At 73.6% G+C, this 13,787-nt stretch carries 13 protein-coding genes and 1 pseudogene; 3 read left to right on the top strand and 11 right to left on the bottom strand.

Annotation, left to right across the window (positions count from 1 at the left end; all coding sequences use genetic code 11):
- Positions 1-115: 115 nt before the first annotated feature.
- The 5 genes from AB0J67_RS16840 to AB0J67_RS16820 form a co-directional block, all read right to left on the bottom strand.
- Positions 116-1,261: an Mrp/NBP35 family ATP-binding protein gene (locus AB0J67_RS16840; protein WP_363482818.1), complete on the bottom strand. Its 1,146-nt coding sequence runs from the start codon at positions 1,259-1,261 to the stop codon at positions 116-118.
- A 128-nt stretch (positions 1,262-1,389) separates the two neighbouring features.
- Entirely contained in the window at positions 1,390-1,932 is a 543-nt protein-coding gene (locus AB0J67_RS16835; protein ID WP_363482815.1) for a DUF1003 domain-containing protein, read from the bottom strand.
- 25 nt (positions 1,933-1,957) lie between these two features.
- On the bottom strand, positions 1,958-3,208 hold the full coding sequence (locus tag AB0J67_RS16830) for a CBS domain-containing protein (RefSeq protein ID WP_363482812.1): 1,251 nt from the start codon (positions 3,206-3,208) through the stop codon (positions 1,958-1,960).
- A gap of 39 nt (positions 3,209-3,247) precedes the next feature.
- Positions 3,248-3,724: a hypothetical protein gene (locus AB0J67_RS16825; RefSeq protein WP_363482809.1), complete on the bottom strand. Its 477-nt coding sequence runs from the start codon at positions 3,722-3,724 to the stop codon at positions 3,248-3,250.
- A 136-nt stretch (positions 3,725-3,860) separates the two neighbouring features.
- Positions 3,861-4,835: a DMT family transporter gene (locus tag AB0J67_RS16820; protein ID WP_363482806.1), complete on the bottom strand. Its 975-nt coding sequence runs from the start codon at positions 4,833-4,835 to the stop codon at positions 3,861-3,863.
- A gap of 159 nt (positions 4,836-4,994) precedes the next feature.
- Between AB0J67_RS16820 and AB0J67_RS16815 the strand changes: the two genes are divergently transcribed.
- A complete protein-coding gene (locus tag AB0J67_RS16815; RefSeq protein ID WP_363482803.1) occupies positions 4,995-5,759 on the top strand; it encodes an HAD-IA family hydrolase in 765 nt (254 codons plus the stop codon).
- Between the two features lie 111 nt (positions 5,760-5,870).
- Here the strand turns inward: AB0J67_RS16815 and AB0J67_RS16810 are convergent.
- Positions 5,871-6,738, bottom strand: a pseudogene (locus tag AB0J67_RS16810) (SDR family NAD(P)-dependent oxidoreductase).
- Here AB0J67_RS16810 and AB0J67_RS16805 point away from each other — a divergent pair.
- A complete protein-coding gene (locus AB0J67_RS16805; protein ID WP_363482800.1) occupies positions 6,730-7,311 on the top strand; it encodes a DUF4190 domain-containing protein in 582 nt (193 codons plus the stop codon). The pseudogene AB0J67_RS16810 and the gene AB0J67_RS16805 sit on opposite strands and share 9 nt — an antisense overlap.
- 33 nt (positions 7,312-7,344) lie before the next feature.
- Entirely contained in the window at positions 7,345-8,481 is a 1,137-nt protein-coding gene (locus tag AB0J67_RS16800; RefSeq protein WP_363482798.1) for an SAM-dependent methyltransferase, read from the top strand.
- Positions 8,482-8,617: 136 nt separating this feature from the next.
- On the opposite strand, the gene AB0J67_RS16795 is transcribed toward AB0J67_RS16800, so the two are convergent.
- The 5 genes from AB0J67_RS16795 to AB0J67_RS16775 all read right to left on the bottom strand — a co-directional run bounded on the left by AB0J67_RS16795 (position 8,618) and on the right by AB0J67_RS16775 (position 13,784).
- On the bottom strand, positions 8,618-9,640 hold the full coding sequence (locus AB0J67_RS16795; RefSeq protein ID WP_363482795.1) for a hypothetical protein: 1,023 nt from the start codon (positions 9,638-9,640) through the stop codon (positions 8,618-8,620).
- A gap of 142 nt (positions 9,641-9,782) precedes the next feature.
- Positions 9,783-10,721, bottom strand: a complete 939-nt coding sequence (locus AB0J67_RS16790; RefSeq protein ID WP_363482792.1) for a biliverdin-producing heme oxygenase — start codon at positions 10,719-10,721, stop codon at positions 9,783-9,785.
- Between the two features lie 109 nt (positions 10,722-10,830).
- Positions 10,831-12,525: a DEAD/DEAH box helicase gene (locus AB0J67_RS16785; protein WP_363482789.1), complete on the bottom strand. Its 1,695-nt coding sequence runs from the start codon at positions 12,523-12,525 to the stop codon at positions 10,831-10,833.
- Between the two features lie 299 nt (positions 12,526-12,824).
- Complete coding sequence (locus AB0J67_RS16780; protein WP_363482786.1) at positions 12,825-13,481, bottom strand: ferritin-like fold-containing protein; 657 nt, start codon at positions 13,479-13,481, stop codon at positions 12,825-12,827.
- Positions 13,482-13,556: 75 nt separating this feature from the next.
- Positions 13,557-13,784 carry a DUF3107 domain-containing protein gene (locus tag AB0J67_RS16775; RefSeq protein ID WP_363482783.1) on the bottom strand — a complete coding sequence of 76 codons (228 nt, stop codon included), beginning with the start codon at positions 13,782-13,784 and terminating at the stop codon, positions 13,557-13,559.
- Between the last annotated feature and the right edge of the window lie 3 nt (positions 13,785-13,787).

Here is a 13,787-nt window from a genome sequence, read left to right as displayed (position 1 = left end):
GGCCACCCCGCCCGCCCCGCCTGCCGCGCCACACCCGCCCACCACGTAATCAAGCGCGGCCTCAGATGTGCTCTGAGGCCGCGAGTCTTTAAAAGTTGCGCCAAGAAGGGGCGGGTCAGCGCTTGGCGGGGGAGAGGCCGAGGGAGCGGCCGATGAGGGACTCGCGGCGGACCGCGAGCCGGTCGGCGACCGCGTTCAGCGCAGCGCCGGCGGGCGAGTCGGGGGTCGAGAGCACGACCGGCGTGCCTTCGTCGCCGGCCTCGCGTACGCCGGTGTCCAGCGGGATCTGGCCGAGCAGCGGCACCGAGGCGCCGGTGAGGCGGGTCAGCGAGTCGGCGACGGTCTGCCCGCCGCCCGCGCCGAAGACCTCCATCCGGCTGCCGTCGGGCAGCTGGAGCCAGGACATGTTCTCCACGACGCCGACCAGGCGCTGGTGGGTCTGCAGGGCGATCGCGCCGGCCCGCTCGGCGACCTCGGCGGCCGCCGCCTGCGGGGTGGTGACGACGAGGATCTCGGCGGTGGGCAGCAGCTGTGCCAGCGAGATGGCGATGTCGCCGGTGCCCGGGGGCAGGTCGAGCAGCAGCACGTCCAGGTCGCCCCAGTACACGTCGGCGAGGAACTGCTGCAGCGCGCGGTGCAGCATCGGCCCGCGCCAGACGACGGCGGCGTTGCCGCTGGTGAACATGCCGATCGAGATGACCTTCACGCCGTGCGCCTGGGGCGGCATGATCATGTCTTCGACCTGGGTGGGGCGGCCCTGCACGCCGAGCATGCGGGGCACCGAGTGGCCGTAGATGTCGGCGTCGACCACGCCGACGGACAGGCCCCGGGCGGCGAGCGCCGCGGCCAGGTTGACGGTGACGCTGGACTTGCCGACGCCGCCCTTGCCGGAGGCGACCGCGTACACGCGGGTGCGACTGCCGGGCTGGGCGAACGGGATCACGGGCTCGGCCGCGGCGTTCCCGCCGCGCAGCCGCTTCTGCAGGTCCTGCCGCTGCTCGGGGCTCATCACACCGAAGTCGATCTCGACCGCGGTGACGCCCTCGACGCGGGTCGCGGCGGCGGTGATGTCGGTGCGCAGGGTGTCCTTGAGCGGGCAGCCGGCGACGGTGAGCAGGATGCGGATGTGGGCCACGCCCGCGTCGACCTTCACCGACTCGACCATGCCGAGCTCGGTGATGGGTCGCTTGATCTCCGGGTCGTTGACGGAGGCGAGTGCGGCCAGGACAGCCTGGTCGTCGGCGTGCACAGCGGTGGACATGCGCCCATGCTACCCGTGGCATAGATCATGACCTGGCACTGCGCGGGGCGGGTGGCACGCGCAACATTCTCGCGACCCATTGCCCCGCTTCGCCCGATCGTGGGACCATCGGAAGGGTCAGCCGCGCGTCATGCCCCTTGCGACGCGCGGCTCTTCTTGTCCGCCTTGGCCTCCTTGCGGTCAGCCTTCTCCTGCTGGTGCCGCCGGGACGCCGCGTCGTCCAGCTCCTCGGCCAGCTTGGCCAGCTCGGAGCGGATGTAGTCGCGGGTGGCGACCTCGTTCAGCGCCATCCGCAGCGACGCGATCTCGCGTGCCAGGTACTCCGTGTCGGCCTTCTGGGCCTGGGCGCGACGCCGGTCCTCGTCGAGGGTCAGCCGGTCGCGGTCGGCCTGGCGGTTCTGCGCCAGCAGGATCAGCGGCGCGGCGTACGACGCCTGGGTGCTGAAGAACAGGTTGAGCAGGATGAACGGGTAGGGGTCCCACTTCATCCCGAAGACGCCGATCAGGTTGAGCAGGATCCAGACGATCACGAAGACCGTCATGTAGACGAGGAACTTCGCGGTGCCCATGAACCGGGCGAACTTCTCCGCGAAGTCGCCGAACGCCTCCGGGTTCCACTGCGGCAGGCGCACCGCGCGGGGCTCGCGGGGCTGGTCCAGGCGGTCGCTCACCGGCCCGCCCCCCGCCCGGTCCGGCTCATGAGGCGGTGTCCGTGCCCGTGCCGCGCTCCCGCCAGTCGCGCGGCAGCAGGTGGTCGAGCACGTCGTCCACGGTCACCGCGCCGACCAGCCGGTCGTTGGAGTCCACCACCGCGATCGCGACCAGGTTGTACGTCGCCATCCGCCGGGTGATCTCGGCGAGCGGCAGGCTCGGCGGCAGCGGCTGGATGTCGCGTTCCAGCACCCCGCCGAGCAGGTCGCCGGGCGGCTCGCGCAGCAGCCGCTGGAAGTGCACCACGCCCAGGTAGCGGCCGGTCGGCGTGTCGATCGGCGCCCGGCACACGAACACCTGCGCGGCCAGCGCCGGGGACAGGTGCTTCTCGCGGATGCGGGCCAGCGCGTCGGCGACGGTGGCGTCCGGGGTCAGGATCACCGGCTCGCTGGTCATCAGCGCGCCCGCGGTGTTGGGCCGGTAGTGCATCAGGGCCCGCACCGGCGCGGACTCCTCCGGCTCCATCAGGTCCAGCAGCAGCGCCCGCTCGCTGGGCGGCAGCTCGGCCAGCAGGTCGGCCGCGTCGTCGGCGTCCATCTCCTCCAGCACGTCGGCGGCCCGCTCGCGGTCCAGCCGGGCCAGGATGTCGACCTGGTCGTGCTCGGGCAGCTCCTCCAGCACGTCGGCTAGGCGCTCGTCGTCCAGCGCCGCGGCGACCGCGTGCCGGCGCTGGTCGGGCAGCTCCTGCAGGGCGCTGGCCAGGTCGGCCGGGCGCATCTTCTCCAGCACGGTCAGCAGCGACGCGGTGCCCTGCAGCGCCGACGAGTCGACGAGCCCGGTCAGCTCGTCCCACTCGAACTGGTGCAGCTGGCCGCGCCGGCTCAACCGGCTGGTGACGTCGCGGACGGCGACGCGGCCCAGGTTCCACTGGCCGGCGCGGTCGGATTCCATCGCCACGTCGACCACCGTGGCGGGGGCGCCGCCGGGGGTGGTGATCCGCCGGTCCAGCAGGTCGGCGAGCACGAGCAGCTCGGCCGGGCCCTTCTGGAACCGGCGCAGGTTGATGGTGCCCGACCCGAGCGCGACGCTGTCCGCGTCGATCGAGTTGACCCGGGCGATGGGCAGGAAGATCTGGCGCCGCAGCGGCATCTCGGCCATCAGCCCGACCACCGCGGGCGGCCCGTCGGAGCGCAGCCGGGCGACGGCGTCACGCACCCGGCCCACCTGGTCGCCGTTCGGGTCGAAGACGGGCAGGCCCGCGAGCCGGGCAACGAAGACCCTGGTCAGCGTGGCCATATTCGCATGGTATGCGTATTTCTCGAACCCGGTGGGGCCTTAGCGGCGGCGCACCCGGTGCAGCCGGAACGGCTTGCGGGTGGCGTTCGCGGCCGGGGTGGGCCGCGGCTCGGCGTTGCCGGCCTCGTCGCCGGGCGCAACGGGCTCGCCCGCGGGGGAGAGTGCGACCAGGACGCATTCGCGGCCCCAGCGCTCGGCCAGCGCCTCGGCGGTGCCCGGGGCGTTGAGCCGCTTGCCGGCCATGGTCACCGCGACGGCGTCCCAGCGCTCGCCGCCCGGCTCGACCCGCTCCACCGTCGCCGGATAGGTCACCACCGCGCCGCCGTGATCCCCGCGCAGCGTCACGGTGGCCCGCTCCGCCTCGGCGAGGCCGGGCAGCTCCTGCTCGCCGGGGCCGACCGCCACGTGCAGGCGGCCGTCCTGCGGCAGGCACCACACGGCGTACGCCGGCCCGCCCACCGACACCCAGGCGATGGCCGCCTTCTTCGCGGCCTCCTCCACCAACGGATACGTCATGCCGCCCATTCTCACCCCAACCCTCGCCCCAGGCGACCCACGCCGCCCCGCCCCAGGGCGGCCCTGCGGGGCCGGCCCTCCGGGGCGCAACTCTCGGGGAGTCGCGCCCACCGGGTGGCTTGTAAGCCGCGACTCTTTAAGAGTTGCGCAGGTGGGAGCGGTCGGGGGTGGGTGTGGTGGGGGAGGCGTCGGTGGGGAGGTCGATGTCGACGGGGTCGGGGGTGGGCAGCGCGGCGGGGCGGCGGGCGCCGAGGATCACGACGGCGACGCCGCAGGTCAGCAGGGCGATGCCGGGCCAGGCGGCGGGCGGCGGGACCTGGTCGAGCCACGCCCAGCCGAGCAGCGCCGCGCCGGGCACCTCCAGCAGGATCAGCACGCTGATCGTGGTGGCCGAGATCTTGTGCAGCGCGTAGTTGAACATCGAGTGCCCGAGCAGCTGTGCCCCGGCGGTCAGCGCGATGATGGCCAGCCACGTCTGATCGTCGAAGCCGGTCAGCCGTACGCCGAACAGCAGGCACACCGCGAGCAGGACCACGGCGCACACGGAGTAGCAGACGGTGGTGTACGTCGTGGTGGTGGTGCGGGCCCGCGCCTTCTCGCCGAGCGAGGTGTACACCGCCGCGAGCATGCCCCCGGCCACCGCGAGCAGGTCACCGGCGACCGCCGTACCCCCTCGGGAGAAGTCGGCACCCGTGGCGATCCCGGCGCCCACCACCGCGGCGCCGATGCCCACCCAGGTCCAGCGGCCGAGGCGGCGGCCCTGCCACACGGCGATGAGCCCGGCCCAGATCGGCTGCGTGGCGACCAGCGCGGTCGCGGTCGCCACGGTGGTCATCTTGACGCTGGGCACCCAGGTGCCGAAGTGCGCGGCGAGTGCGACGCCCGCCAGCACGCTCCACCGCCACGCGTGCCCCTCGCGCAGGCCGAGCAGCTCGCCACGGCGGCGGGTGAGGGTGACCGGCGCGAGCACGCCCACGGCGAGGGCGTTACGCCAGAACGCGATGGCCAGCGCGGGCGCGGCGGCGTACGCGATGAGGGCCCCGGAGGAGGAGACGGCGATGATCGCCACCGTGACGGCGGCGATGGTGATCGAGTCGAGCCGGGGTCGCATGAGGCCCGATCCTGCCAGGCGCAGGTCATGGACGCGGAAGCAGATCGACATCTACGCCTTGGAATCAGGCACGTACTGAACGCGATCATCCTATGTACTTCACGTGACCATGTGGTTACCGTCCCTCGAATGGATTCACAGCCCTCTTTATCGTGCGCAGTGCCGCGCGCGGTGCTCTTCGACTTCTACGGCACGCTCACCACGGCCTGCACCCGCGGGCCAGCGCACTCCCTGGTGCCCCGGCTGCTCGGCTGCGACCCCGCCGACTACTTCGCCGTGCTGGACACCTCCTTCTACCCCCGCTGCCGCGGCGCCCACGGCGACGCGCTCGACACGATGCGCTGGGTGGTCGGTGAGCTGGGCGTACGCGTCACGCCCGCCCGGCTGCGAGCCGCCCAGGCGGCGCGGCTGATGGCGGTGCGCGCCGACACGCACCTGCGGCCCGAGGCGGTGCCCACGCTGTGGCGGCTGCGGCGGGCCGGCGTCCGGCTCGCCGTCGTCAGCGACTGCGCCTGGGAGCTGCCCGAGATCATGCGCGGGCTGCCGATCGGCCGGCTGCTGGACGCGAAGGTGTACTCCGTGCACGTCGGGCAGAGCAAGCCGCACCCGCGGATGTACCTCACCGCCTGCGAGCAGCTCGGGGTCGAGCCCGAGCGGTGCGTCTTCGTCGGCGACGGCGGCTCGCGGGAGCTGACCGGCGCGCGAGCGCTGGGCATGCGGGCGATCCGGCTGGCCGCGCCGGACCTGGCCGACCACCTGCAGTACGCCTCGGACGACGGCTTCACCGGCGAGTCGGCGCCGAGCCTGCCCGAGGCCGCGGCGCTGGCGACCGCCGCCCTGCCCGCCGGTGCCCCGGCGTCCGGGCCCGTGCCGGGTGCCCTGGCCTACGGGCCTGCGCTCGCGACCGCGGCCGCACAGCCCTGACGGACGCCCGCCCAGCCCTGCCGGCGCAGTCGCACGTGGCTGAGCTGCGCGCGAGGCGTTAGGAAGGGCACCTTCTTCAACGCAGAACGATAAGAAGGTGCCCTTCCTCGCTCAGCTCTGGCGGACGGACTGGCCGCCGTCGATGACCAGCATCTGGCCGGTGATGTAACCCGCGGCGGGCGAGCAGAGGAAGGCGATGGTCGCGGCGACCTCGTCGGGCGTGCCGGGACGGCCCATCGGGGTGTCGTAGCCCTGCTTCAGCTCGGCCAGGGTGGACGCCGAAGTGTGGATCTTGCCGGGCGCGACGGCGTTGACCGTGATCCCGTCCGCGACCAGCTCCATCGCCAGTGCCCGGGTCAGGCCCAGCACGCCCGCCTTCGCCGCGGCGTAGCCGGCCTCGGCGGGCAGCGCGTTCACCGGCCCGGCGGTCGCCGACAGGTTCACGATGCGGCCCCAGCCGCGCTCGGACATGCCGCCGAGGAACGCCCGGCTGCACAGGAACGCCGTGGTCAGGTTCCGGTCGATCTCGGCGCGCCACTCCTCGAACGTCAGCTGCGCGACCGGCCGGATCACCTCCACGCTGGCCCGGCTGGTCAGGCCGGCGTTGTTGACCAGGATGTCGACGTCGCCGAGCTGCTCGGTGACCGCGTCCGCCAGCGCGCCGACCTCCGCCTCCAGGGTGAGATCGGCGACGAAGCCGAGCACGCCCAGTTCGCCCGCGCGCTCGTGGATGCGCCGGGTGGTGGAGACCACGGCGACCTTGGCGCCGAGTGCGGCAAGCTGGCGAGCGGTGGCGAAGCCGATGCCGTGTGGGCTGCCCGCACCGGTGACGAGTGCGACCCGGCCGTCCAGCCGGAAGAGATCCATCCGCTCGTTCATGGCTCGATCCTGCCGGTTTGTCCGGGCCGACGCCAGTAGGGGGTGCCCGCTTACGCTGTGCGTCACCCCCACACGTACACGGAGCAGGCCGATGACCGATCCCACCGCGCCGCCGCCCGGCGCGGCGTCCGACGGCACCGCACCCGTGCCGACCCCGGGCACACCGTCGCCCGGCGCCGCCGCCGTGCCGCCCACGGGAGTGCCGTCAGCCGGCGCCGGACCCGTGCCCGGACACGGGTACCTGTACGCCGGACCGCCGCCCGTCGGCTGGCCGCACCCGGTGGCGGCCCATCCGGCTCCGCCGGGAGGCGTGTACCCGTATCCGGGCCAGCCGTACGCCCACCCCGGCTACCCGCCGCATCCGTACGCGCTCGGCCGGCGTACCAACGGCATGGCCATCGCGTCGATGGTCACCGCATTGCTGGGCCTGGCCACGATCTGCCTCTACGGGATACCGACCTTCGTGCTCGGCCCCACCGGCGCGATCATGGGGCACATCACCCGCCGCCGGATCCGGACGACCGGCGAGGAGGGCGACGGCATGGCCCTGGCCGGCATCATCATCGGGTGGGTCGGCACCGGGCTGGCCGTGATGTGGCTCGCCGTCATCGTGTTCCTGGTGGTCTGGAGCGCCGAGCATCCCCCGGCGACCGCCCCGGAGGGCTCCTTCTGACGGCTCGCTCGGGCGATCACGCATCCTTGACGTATGGCAGCACTTCCTGACGCCCTGGCCGAGGTACGCGAACTCCTGCTGGCGCCCGACCTGGTCCGCGCGACGGCGGGCGGGCAGCGCAAGGGCGCGACGCCGTCCGTGCTGCGCGCCACGCTGCGCCCGGTCACCCTGAAGGCGGGGGAGCGGGTGCAGCTGGTGACCGAGGACGGGCAGCGGCCCACCACGGTCAACCTCGCGCCCGGCGCCGAGCTGACCCGCAAGGTCGACGAGCTGCTCGACGAGCCGTTCGGCAGCTGGACCGTGGAGACCGGACGCGGCACGCTGCGGCTGCAGGCCACCAAGAAGGGCGCCGTGCTGCACCGCTCGGCCGGGGTGGCGCCGCCCGCCGACACCACCCACGACCGGGCCAAGGAGCACCTGATCGACCCCGGCGACCCGCTGTACGCCGTGATCGGCGGCGACGCCGCCAAGCGCCGCCAGGTCGACGCGTTCCTGCGCGCGCTGGACGCCACCCTGCCCGACCCGGCCCGGCTGCCCAGCCCGCTGCACGTGGTCGACCTGGGCTGCGGCAACGCGTACCTGACCTTCGCCGCGTACCGCTACCTGTCCGGCCGCGGCGTGGACGTACGCCTGATCGGCGTCGACGTGCGCCCCGACCAGCGCGAGCGCAACACCGCCATCGCCGAGCAGCTGGGCTGGGCCGAGCACGTGTCCTTCGTGGCGGGGACCATCGCCGACGCGCCGGTGCCCGCCGCCGACGTGGTGCTCGCGCTGCACGCCTGCGACACCGCCACCGACGACGCGCTGGCCCGCGCGCTGCGCTGGGACGCGCAGTGGATCCTGGCCGCGCCCTGCTGCCACAAGGACCTGTCCCGCCAGCTGCGCAAGCACCCGCCGGCCGGTGCCGCGGGCCTGCTGACCGCGCACGGCATCCTGCGCGAGCGCTTCGCCGACGTGCTCACCGACACGGTGCGGGCCGCCCTGCTCCGCGAGCACGGGTACGACGTCGAGGTCGTCGAGTTCATCGACTCGGCGCACACCCCGCGCAACGCGATGATCCGTGCCCGCCGTACCCGCCACGCGCCCACCCCCGAGGAGTCGGCCGAACTCGCCGCCCTGCTCGCCGACTGGCAGGTCACCCCCCACCTGGCCACCCTCCTCACCCACTGACCCGGCCCCGCGAAAGCCGCCAAGATCGCGACGATCTTGCGTGAAGTGTTGCCCTTTTGCCCGGTTGGAGTGTGTCGTACCCACAGCGCGCGCAAGATCGACGCATCGCGGGTGGGGTGAGGTGGGGTGGGTGGGGTCAGGGGGTGAGGGCTTTGGTGAGGGCTATGGCGGTGTCGGCGAGGAGGGTGTCCTGGGGCATCGGGTGGCCGGCGAGGGTGGCGACCAGGGTGGTGAAGCCGGGGAGGGGGAAGCCGTCGTCGGTGGCGATGGCGGGTTCCTGCTTCGCCAGGGAGGCTCGGGTGCGGGACCAGGCTTCGAGGAGCTCGCGGCGGGAGGGGACGCCGAAGCCGTGGCCGACGGGGGCGCTGTGGCGCAGGCGGACGACGGCCGAGTCGGTGAGCGTGTCGGCCAGGCGGCAGCCGTGGCTGACCTGCTCGGCGCGGTGGGCGTCGAGCCGGGTGTAGACGCTGCAGCGGCGGTGGCAGGTGGTCGCGCACACGGACAGGGCCTGGGCGGTGTTGGAGTGCTGGCGGTCCAGGTACGCCCGCCAGCCGGCGTTGTTCTCGTGGGCCACGGTGAGCGAGCGCCGGGCCGCGGACTTCTCCGGCTTGGTGTGCGGGCACTCGCGGTCCTCGAAGTCGCCCCAGGCGCTGCCGTCGCCGCCGACCGCCGCGGGCATGCGCACCGGGTCGGCGGCGTGCCCGAACACCCGCTCCCAGACCAGCAGCGGGCCGTACTCGCTGACGATGTGCACCACGGCGACGACCGCGTTGGTCTCCCCGCGCCGGAAGCGGGCGTCGAGGACCTCCAGCAGCAGCCGGTACGCCGGCCGCATGCTCCCTAGGGCGCCGCGGTGCACCTCCCGGGGCGCCTGGGGCATGCGGCAGGCCAGCGCCCGCTCGCGCAGGTGCTCGGGGATGCGGTCGCCGTGCACCCGGTCGGCGACGGCGTGCTCGGTGTTGGCCTCGAACGCGGCGTTCAGCTCGCCGAAGTCCTCGGCGTCGAGGTCCATCAGCCGCTGGCCGAAGGCGCACAGCTGCTGCACGTGGGCGACCTGCTCGGTGTCGAGGCCGCCCGCGCCCTGCCCGGCCAGCGCGGCGACGTCCGCGAAGGAGTATCGCCTGGCCAGCGCGATGAGCACGTCGTGAGCGGTCTCCACACCGGCCAGTGTTCCATGCCCGCAGTCCGCGAGCGGGCAGCCTGACCAGGCCGGCCGCCCGCCCCGCCACGGCTCGGTGGGAACCGCGCCTGCCGGTAGCGGCCGCAGCCAGGCGCTCCGAGCTGGCGCGCCGTGGGGCGGCTCAGCGGGCGGGCAGGCCGAGCAGCGCGCACGCCTCGCGGTAGAGCCGGGTCACCTCGACGCGGACCTGCGCCCGCTCGGTGAGCCGGTGCGAGAACGGGACCCGGATCGGGGTCGCCACGCCGTCGACGACGGCGCTGAACTCGATCGCCTGGTTGTCCATGCCGGACATGGTCGCCGCGGTCGCCGCCGGGCGGGCGGCCTCGGGCAGCGTGGCGCGGCAGATCAGCAGCGAGTCGGCGGGGTGGTCGTCGTTCATGTGCTTCATGATCTGGGCGACGACCTCGGGCGGGAACGGGTTGGGGTGCAGCCGGCCCAGGTCGGCGAGCACGTCGGTGTTGAGCCGGTAGGCGAGCTTCACCTCGTCGATGACCCGGTCCTGCTCGGCGGCGTCCCAGGGCGCGGCGTCCAGCCGGGCGCGGTAGGCGTCCTTGAACTCCCCGAGGTCGGCGATGCCGTCGAAGGCGTAGAAGCGCAGCCCGTCGCCGCCGAGCGCGAGCCCGTACGCGCGGGCCAGGGCGCGGGCGACGTACTGGCCGCCGGACAGGTCGCCCAGGTAGCGGTTGTAGTGGTGGGCCACGTAGCCGGCCGGCCAGGTGAACGCGGCCTCGCGCAGGCGGTCGGCGTACTCGGCGGTGGCCGGGGTGGGCGTGAGCGCGTCGCGCCAGGCCGGGCCGAGCAGGAAAGCGAGGTCGTCGGCGAGCGCGGGCAGCCGGGTGAGCGCCTCGGCGTGGAAGCCGCCCGCGACCGGGTCCCCGCTCCAGTGCGCCGCGGCCTGCTCCAGCACCTCGTAGATCAGGTAGTGCTGGGCGGTGAGCGCGGCGTGGGCGGCGAGGGTGAGCCGGCCCCGGGTCAGGTCGTCGAGGAACGTCGTCTGCTCGGCCGAGCTGTGGTCGGTCCAGGTCGCGGCGCGCAGGCGGGCGGAGAAGGGCTCACTCATGCGCAGCACCGTACGCGAGTAAGGGCACCCTAACCTCATACTTTAGTTGGGTAAAAAACGCCCCCACGCTGTGTTTGCACAGCGTGGGGGCGGCTTTGTGGGGCTTTCGTCAGCCTTCGACCGAGGACTCCAGGGCGCCTTCGGCCCCGCCCCGGCCGCCGGAGCGGCGACGGCGGCGGCGCGACCGGGAGCGCGAGGCACCGGCCTCGCCGGCCTCGGCGGTCTCCGCCGGGGCGTCCCCGGCGTCGGCGAACTGCGGCGTGAGCGCGGCGGCGCCGCCCTCGTGGACCACCGCGGCAGCAGCGGCGGAGCCGCCACGGCGACGGCGCCGGCCACGCGGCTGGCCCTCGGCGGGCGCGTCGGCGTCGGCCGCGGGCGCCTCGGCGGCCCCGGCCTCGGCCGGCTCACCGGCGCTGTCGTCACCGGTCAGGCGGCGGCGACGGCGCGGCGTGCGCTCGCGCGGCGGCGCCTCCGCCACCGGGCCGCGCTTGCCGCGCGTGCCGCGGGTGCGGCCGCCCAGGTCCTCCTCGACCTCCGCGGACAGCCCGGCCCGGGAGCGCTGCGCGCTGGGCAGGGTGCCGGTCACGTCGGCCGGGATGTCCAGGTCGGTGTAGACCCAGGGCGAGGTGTGGTACGTCTCGGCGGGCCCGTCGGGGCCGGTCAGCTCCAGGCCGAGCGTCTTGTCGACGATCCGCCAGCGGGGCATGTCCTCCCAGTCGACGAAGGTCACCGCGACACCGGTGGCCCCGGCGCGGCCGGTGCGGCCGATGCGGTGCACGTAGGTCTCCGCGTCGTCCGGGCAGTCGTAGTTGATGACGTGCGTCACGCCGGAGACGTCCAGGCCGCGCGCGGCCACGTCGGTGGCCACCAGCACGTCGATCTTGCCGGCCCGGAAGGCGCGCAGCGCCCGCTCGCGGGCGCCCTGGCCGAGGTCGCCGTGGACCGCCGCCGCGGCGAACCCGCGGAAGTCGAGGTCCTCGCTGACCCGGTCGGCGTTGCGCTTGGTCCGGGTGAAGATCATGGTCAGGCCGCGGCCGTTGGCCTGCAGGATGCGGGCCAGCAGCTCCAGCTTGTTGAGCTGGTGCGTGCGGTAGACGACCTGCTTGGTCTGCGGGCTCACGCCCGGCTCGGTGGTGTGCCCGGCATGCACGGTCACCGGCGTGCGCAGGAACCGGCGCGACAGGGTCACGATCGGGTCCGGCATGGTCGCCGAGAACAGCATGGTCTGCCGGTCGTCCGGCAGCATCTTCAGGATCTTCTCGACGTCGTCGAGGAAGCCCAGGTCGAGCATGCGGTCGGCCTCGTCGAGCACGAGCGCCTTGACCTTGTCCAGCTTGAGGTGCTTCTGCTTGCACAGGTCCAGCAGGCGGCCGGGCGTGCTGACCAGGATCTCGACACCGGCCTTCAGCGCCTCGACCTGCGGCTCGTACGCGACGCCGCCGTACAGCGCCAGCACGCGCACGCCGCGGGACTTGCCGGCGCCGGCGAGGTCCTTGGCGACCTGCAGGCCCAGCTCGCGGGTCGGCACGACGACGAGCGCCTGCGGCGCGCCGCCGGTGTCGCCCTCGCTCGGGGCGACCGCGCGGTCGATCAGCGGGATGCCGAAGCCGAAGGTCTTGCCGGTGCCGGTGGGCGCCTGGCCGATCATGTCGCCGCCGCGCAGCGCGATCGGCAGCGCGTACTCCTGGATCGCGAACGCGCGCTCGATGCCCATCGCGGCCAGCGAGGCCACGGTCTCGGGGCGTACGCCGAGCTGGGCGAAGGTGGGCGCGATGGGTGCGGTCTTCTCAGTGGTGTCCGTCATGGAGTTCTGGGGTGCCCTCTCAGTGATCCGCATATGGCGGACCCTGGGGGCAGCCCTTGCGGATGTCGGTACGCCCAGTTCATCGAAGGGCGTATATGTAGTCTCGAGCGCGGGGCGCAGCGCGACGGTGGATCTGAATCCCATCGCGGGGCGCGGTCCCGGAGGCCGCGGCGCCGCACACGCGACGACATGGGCATCGGGCCCATGTCAACGAGGTCCATCGTACGGCGTAGTGGCCGTCTGGTCACCAGGTGTGTGGCGAATTCCCGGTCGTTAGTGGGATATGCCACGCAAATCGGTCAGTTATTGAGGCCTACCGCGCTCATCCGGGCCGTGTGCGCGGCGGTGAGCCGGCCGAAAAGCTCTTCCAGCGAGCCCCCGTCGATGCCCGACAGCACCAGCGCGGTCAGCGGCGTGCGCTCCAGCGCCACCTGCTGCGCCTGCGACAGCGCCTCGCCGGTGAGCCGCCGCGCCCACATCGACAGCCGGTTGGCGACCTTCGGGTCCGCCTCGATCGCCGCCCGGATCTCGGCCGCCGCGAAGTCGGCGTAGCCGTCGTCGTGCAGCACGTCGAGCACCAGCGCCCGGTCGGCCTCGGCCAGGCTGCCCGGCGGCAGCACCCGGGCCACCTCGCGGAAGAAGTCGTCGGAGATGCCCTCGCCGACGTACGCCTTGGCCAGCGCTTCGAGCCAGTCGCCGGGCTCGGTGTTGTCGTGGAACGTGCGCAGCGCGCCGACGAACGGGCGCATCGCATCCTCGGGATCCGCGCCCAGCTCGCGCAGCCGGTCGGCGAGCCGCCGGTAGTTCGTCATCTCCGAGGCCGCCATCTCGGCGAGGGCGGCCTGCCGGGACAGGTCCGGCGCCAGGCGGGCGTCGGCCGCCATCCGGTCGAAGGCCAGCAGCTCACCGTAGGCGAGCATGCCCAGAAGATCGATCACACCGGCGGTAGCGGACACGCGCGCAGAATACCGCTCCCAGGCACGGACGGCACGGCGCCGGAGCGCCGTGCCGTCCGGTCAAGGTTGCCCGCGTCAGCGGGCGGCGAAGCCCACGCTGCGCGTCGAGGCTTCCGCGATCTCCACATAAGCGATCTTGTCGACCGGCACGATGACCCGGCGACCCTTCTCGTCGACCAGGGTCAGCAGCTGGGTCTTCGACGCGAGCGCGTCAGCGACCTGCTGCTCCACCTCTGCGGGCGTCTGCGCGCTGTCCACCACCAATTCGCGGGGGGCGAACTGCACACCGATCTTGACCTCCACACA

This window comes from Catellatospora sp. NPDC049609 (assembly GCF_040675365.1).
Classification (GTDB): domain Bacteria; phylum Actinomycetota; class Actinomycetes; order Mycobacteriales; family Micromonosporaceae; genus Catellatospora.
The sequence above is the reverse complement of the archived record's forward strand: the minus strand, read 5'-3'. Positions and strand labels throughout refer to the sequence as shown.

Excerpts from the sequence above, each read along its gene's own strand:
- AB0J67_RS16790 (WP_363482792.1), bottom strand. The coding sequence starts at position 10,721 with ATGAGTGAGCCCTTCTCCGCCCGCCTGCGCGCCGCGACCTGGACCGAC.
- AB0J67_RS16820 (WP_363482806.1), bottom strand. The coding sequence starts at position 4,835 with ATGCGACCCCGGCTCGACTCGATCACCATCGCCGCCGTCACGGTGGCG.
- AB0J67_RS16830 (WP_363482812.1), bottom strand. The coding sequence starts at position 3,208 with ATGGCCACGCTGACCAGGGTCTTCGTTGCCCGGCTCGCGGGCCTGCCC.
- AB0J67_RS16840 (WP_363482818.1), bottom strand. The coding sequence starts at position 1,261 with ATGTCCACCGCTGTGCACGCCGACGACCAGGCTGTCCTGGCCGCACTC.
- AB0J67_RS16785 (WP_363482789.1), bottom strand. The coding sequence starts at position 12,525 with ATGACGGACACCACTGAGAAGACCGCACCCATCGCGCCCACCTTCGCC.
- AB0J67_RS16805 (WP_363482800.1), top strand. The coding sequence starts at position 6,730 with ATGACCGATCCCACCGCGCCGCCGCCCGGCGCGGCGTCCGACGGCACC.
- AB0J67_RS16800 (WP_363482798.1), top strand. The coding sequence starts at position 7,345 with ATGGCAGCACTTCCTGACGCCCTGGCCGAGGTACGCGAACTCCTGCTG.
- AB0J67_RS16825 (WP_363482809.1), bottom strand. The coding sequence starts at position 3,724 with ATGACGTATCCGTTGGTGGAGGAGGCCGCGAAGAAGGCGGCCATCGCC.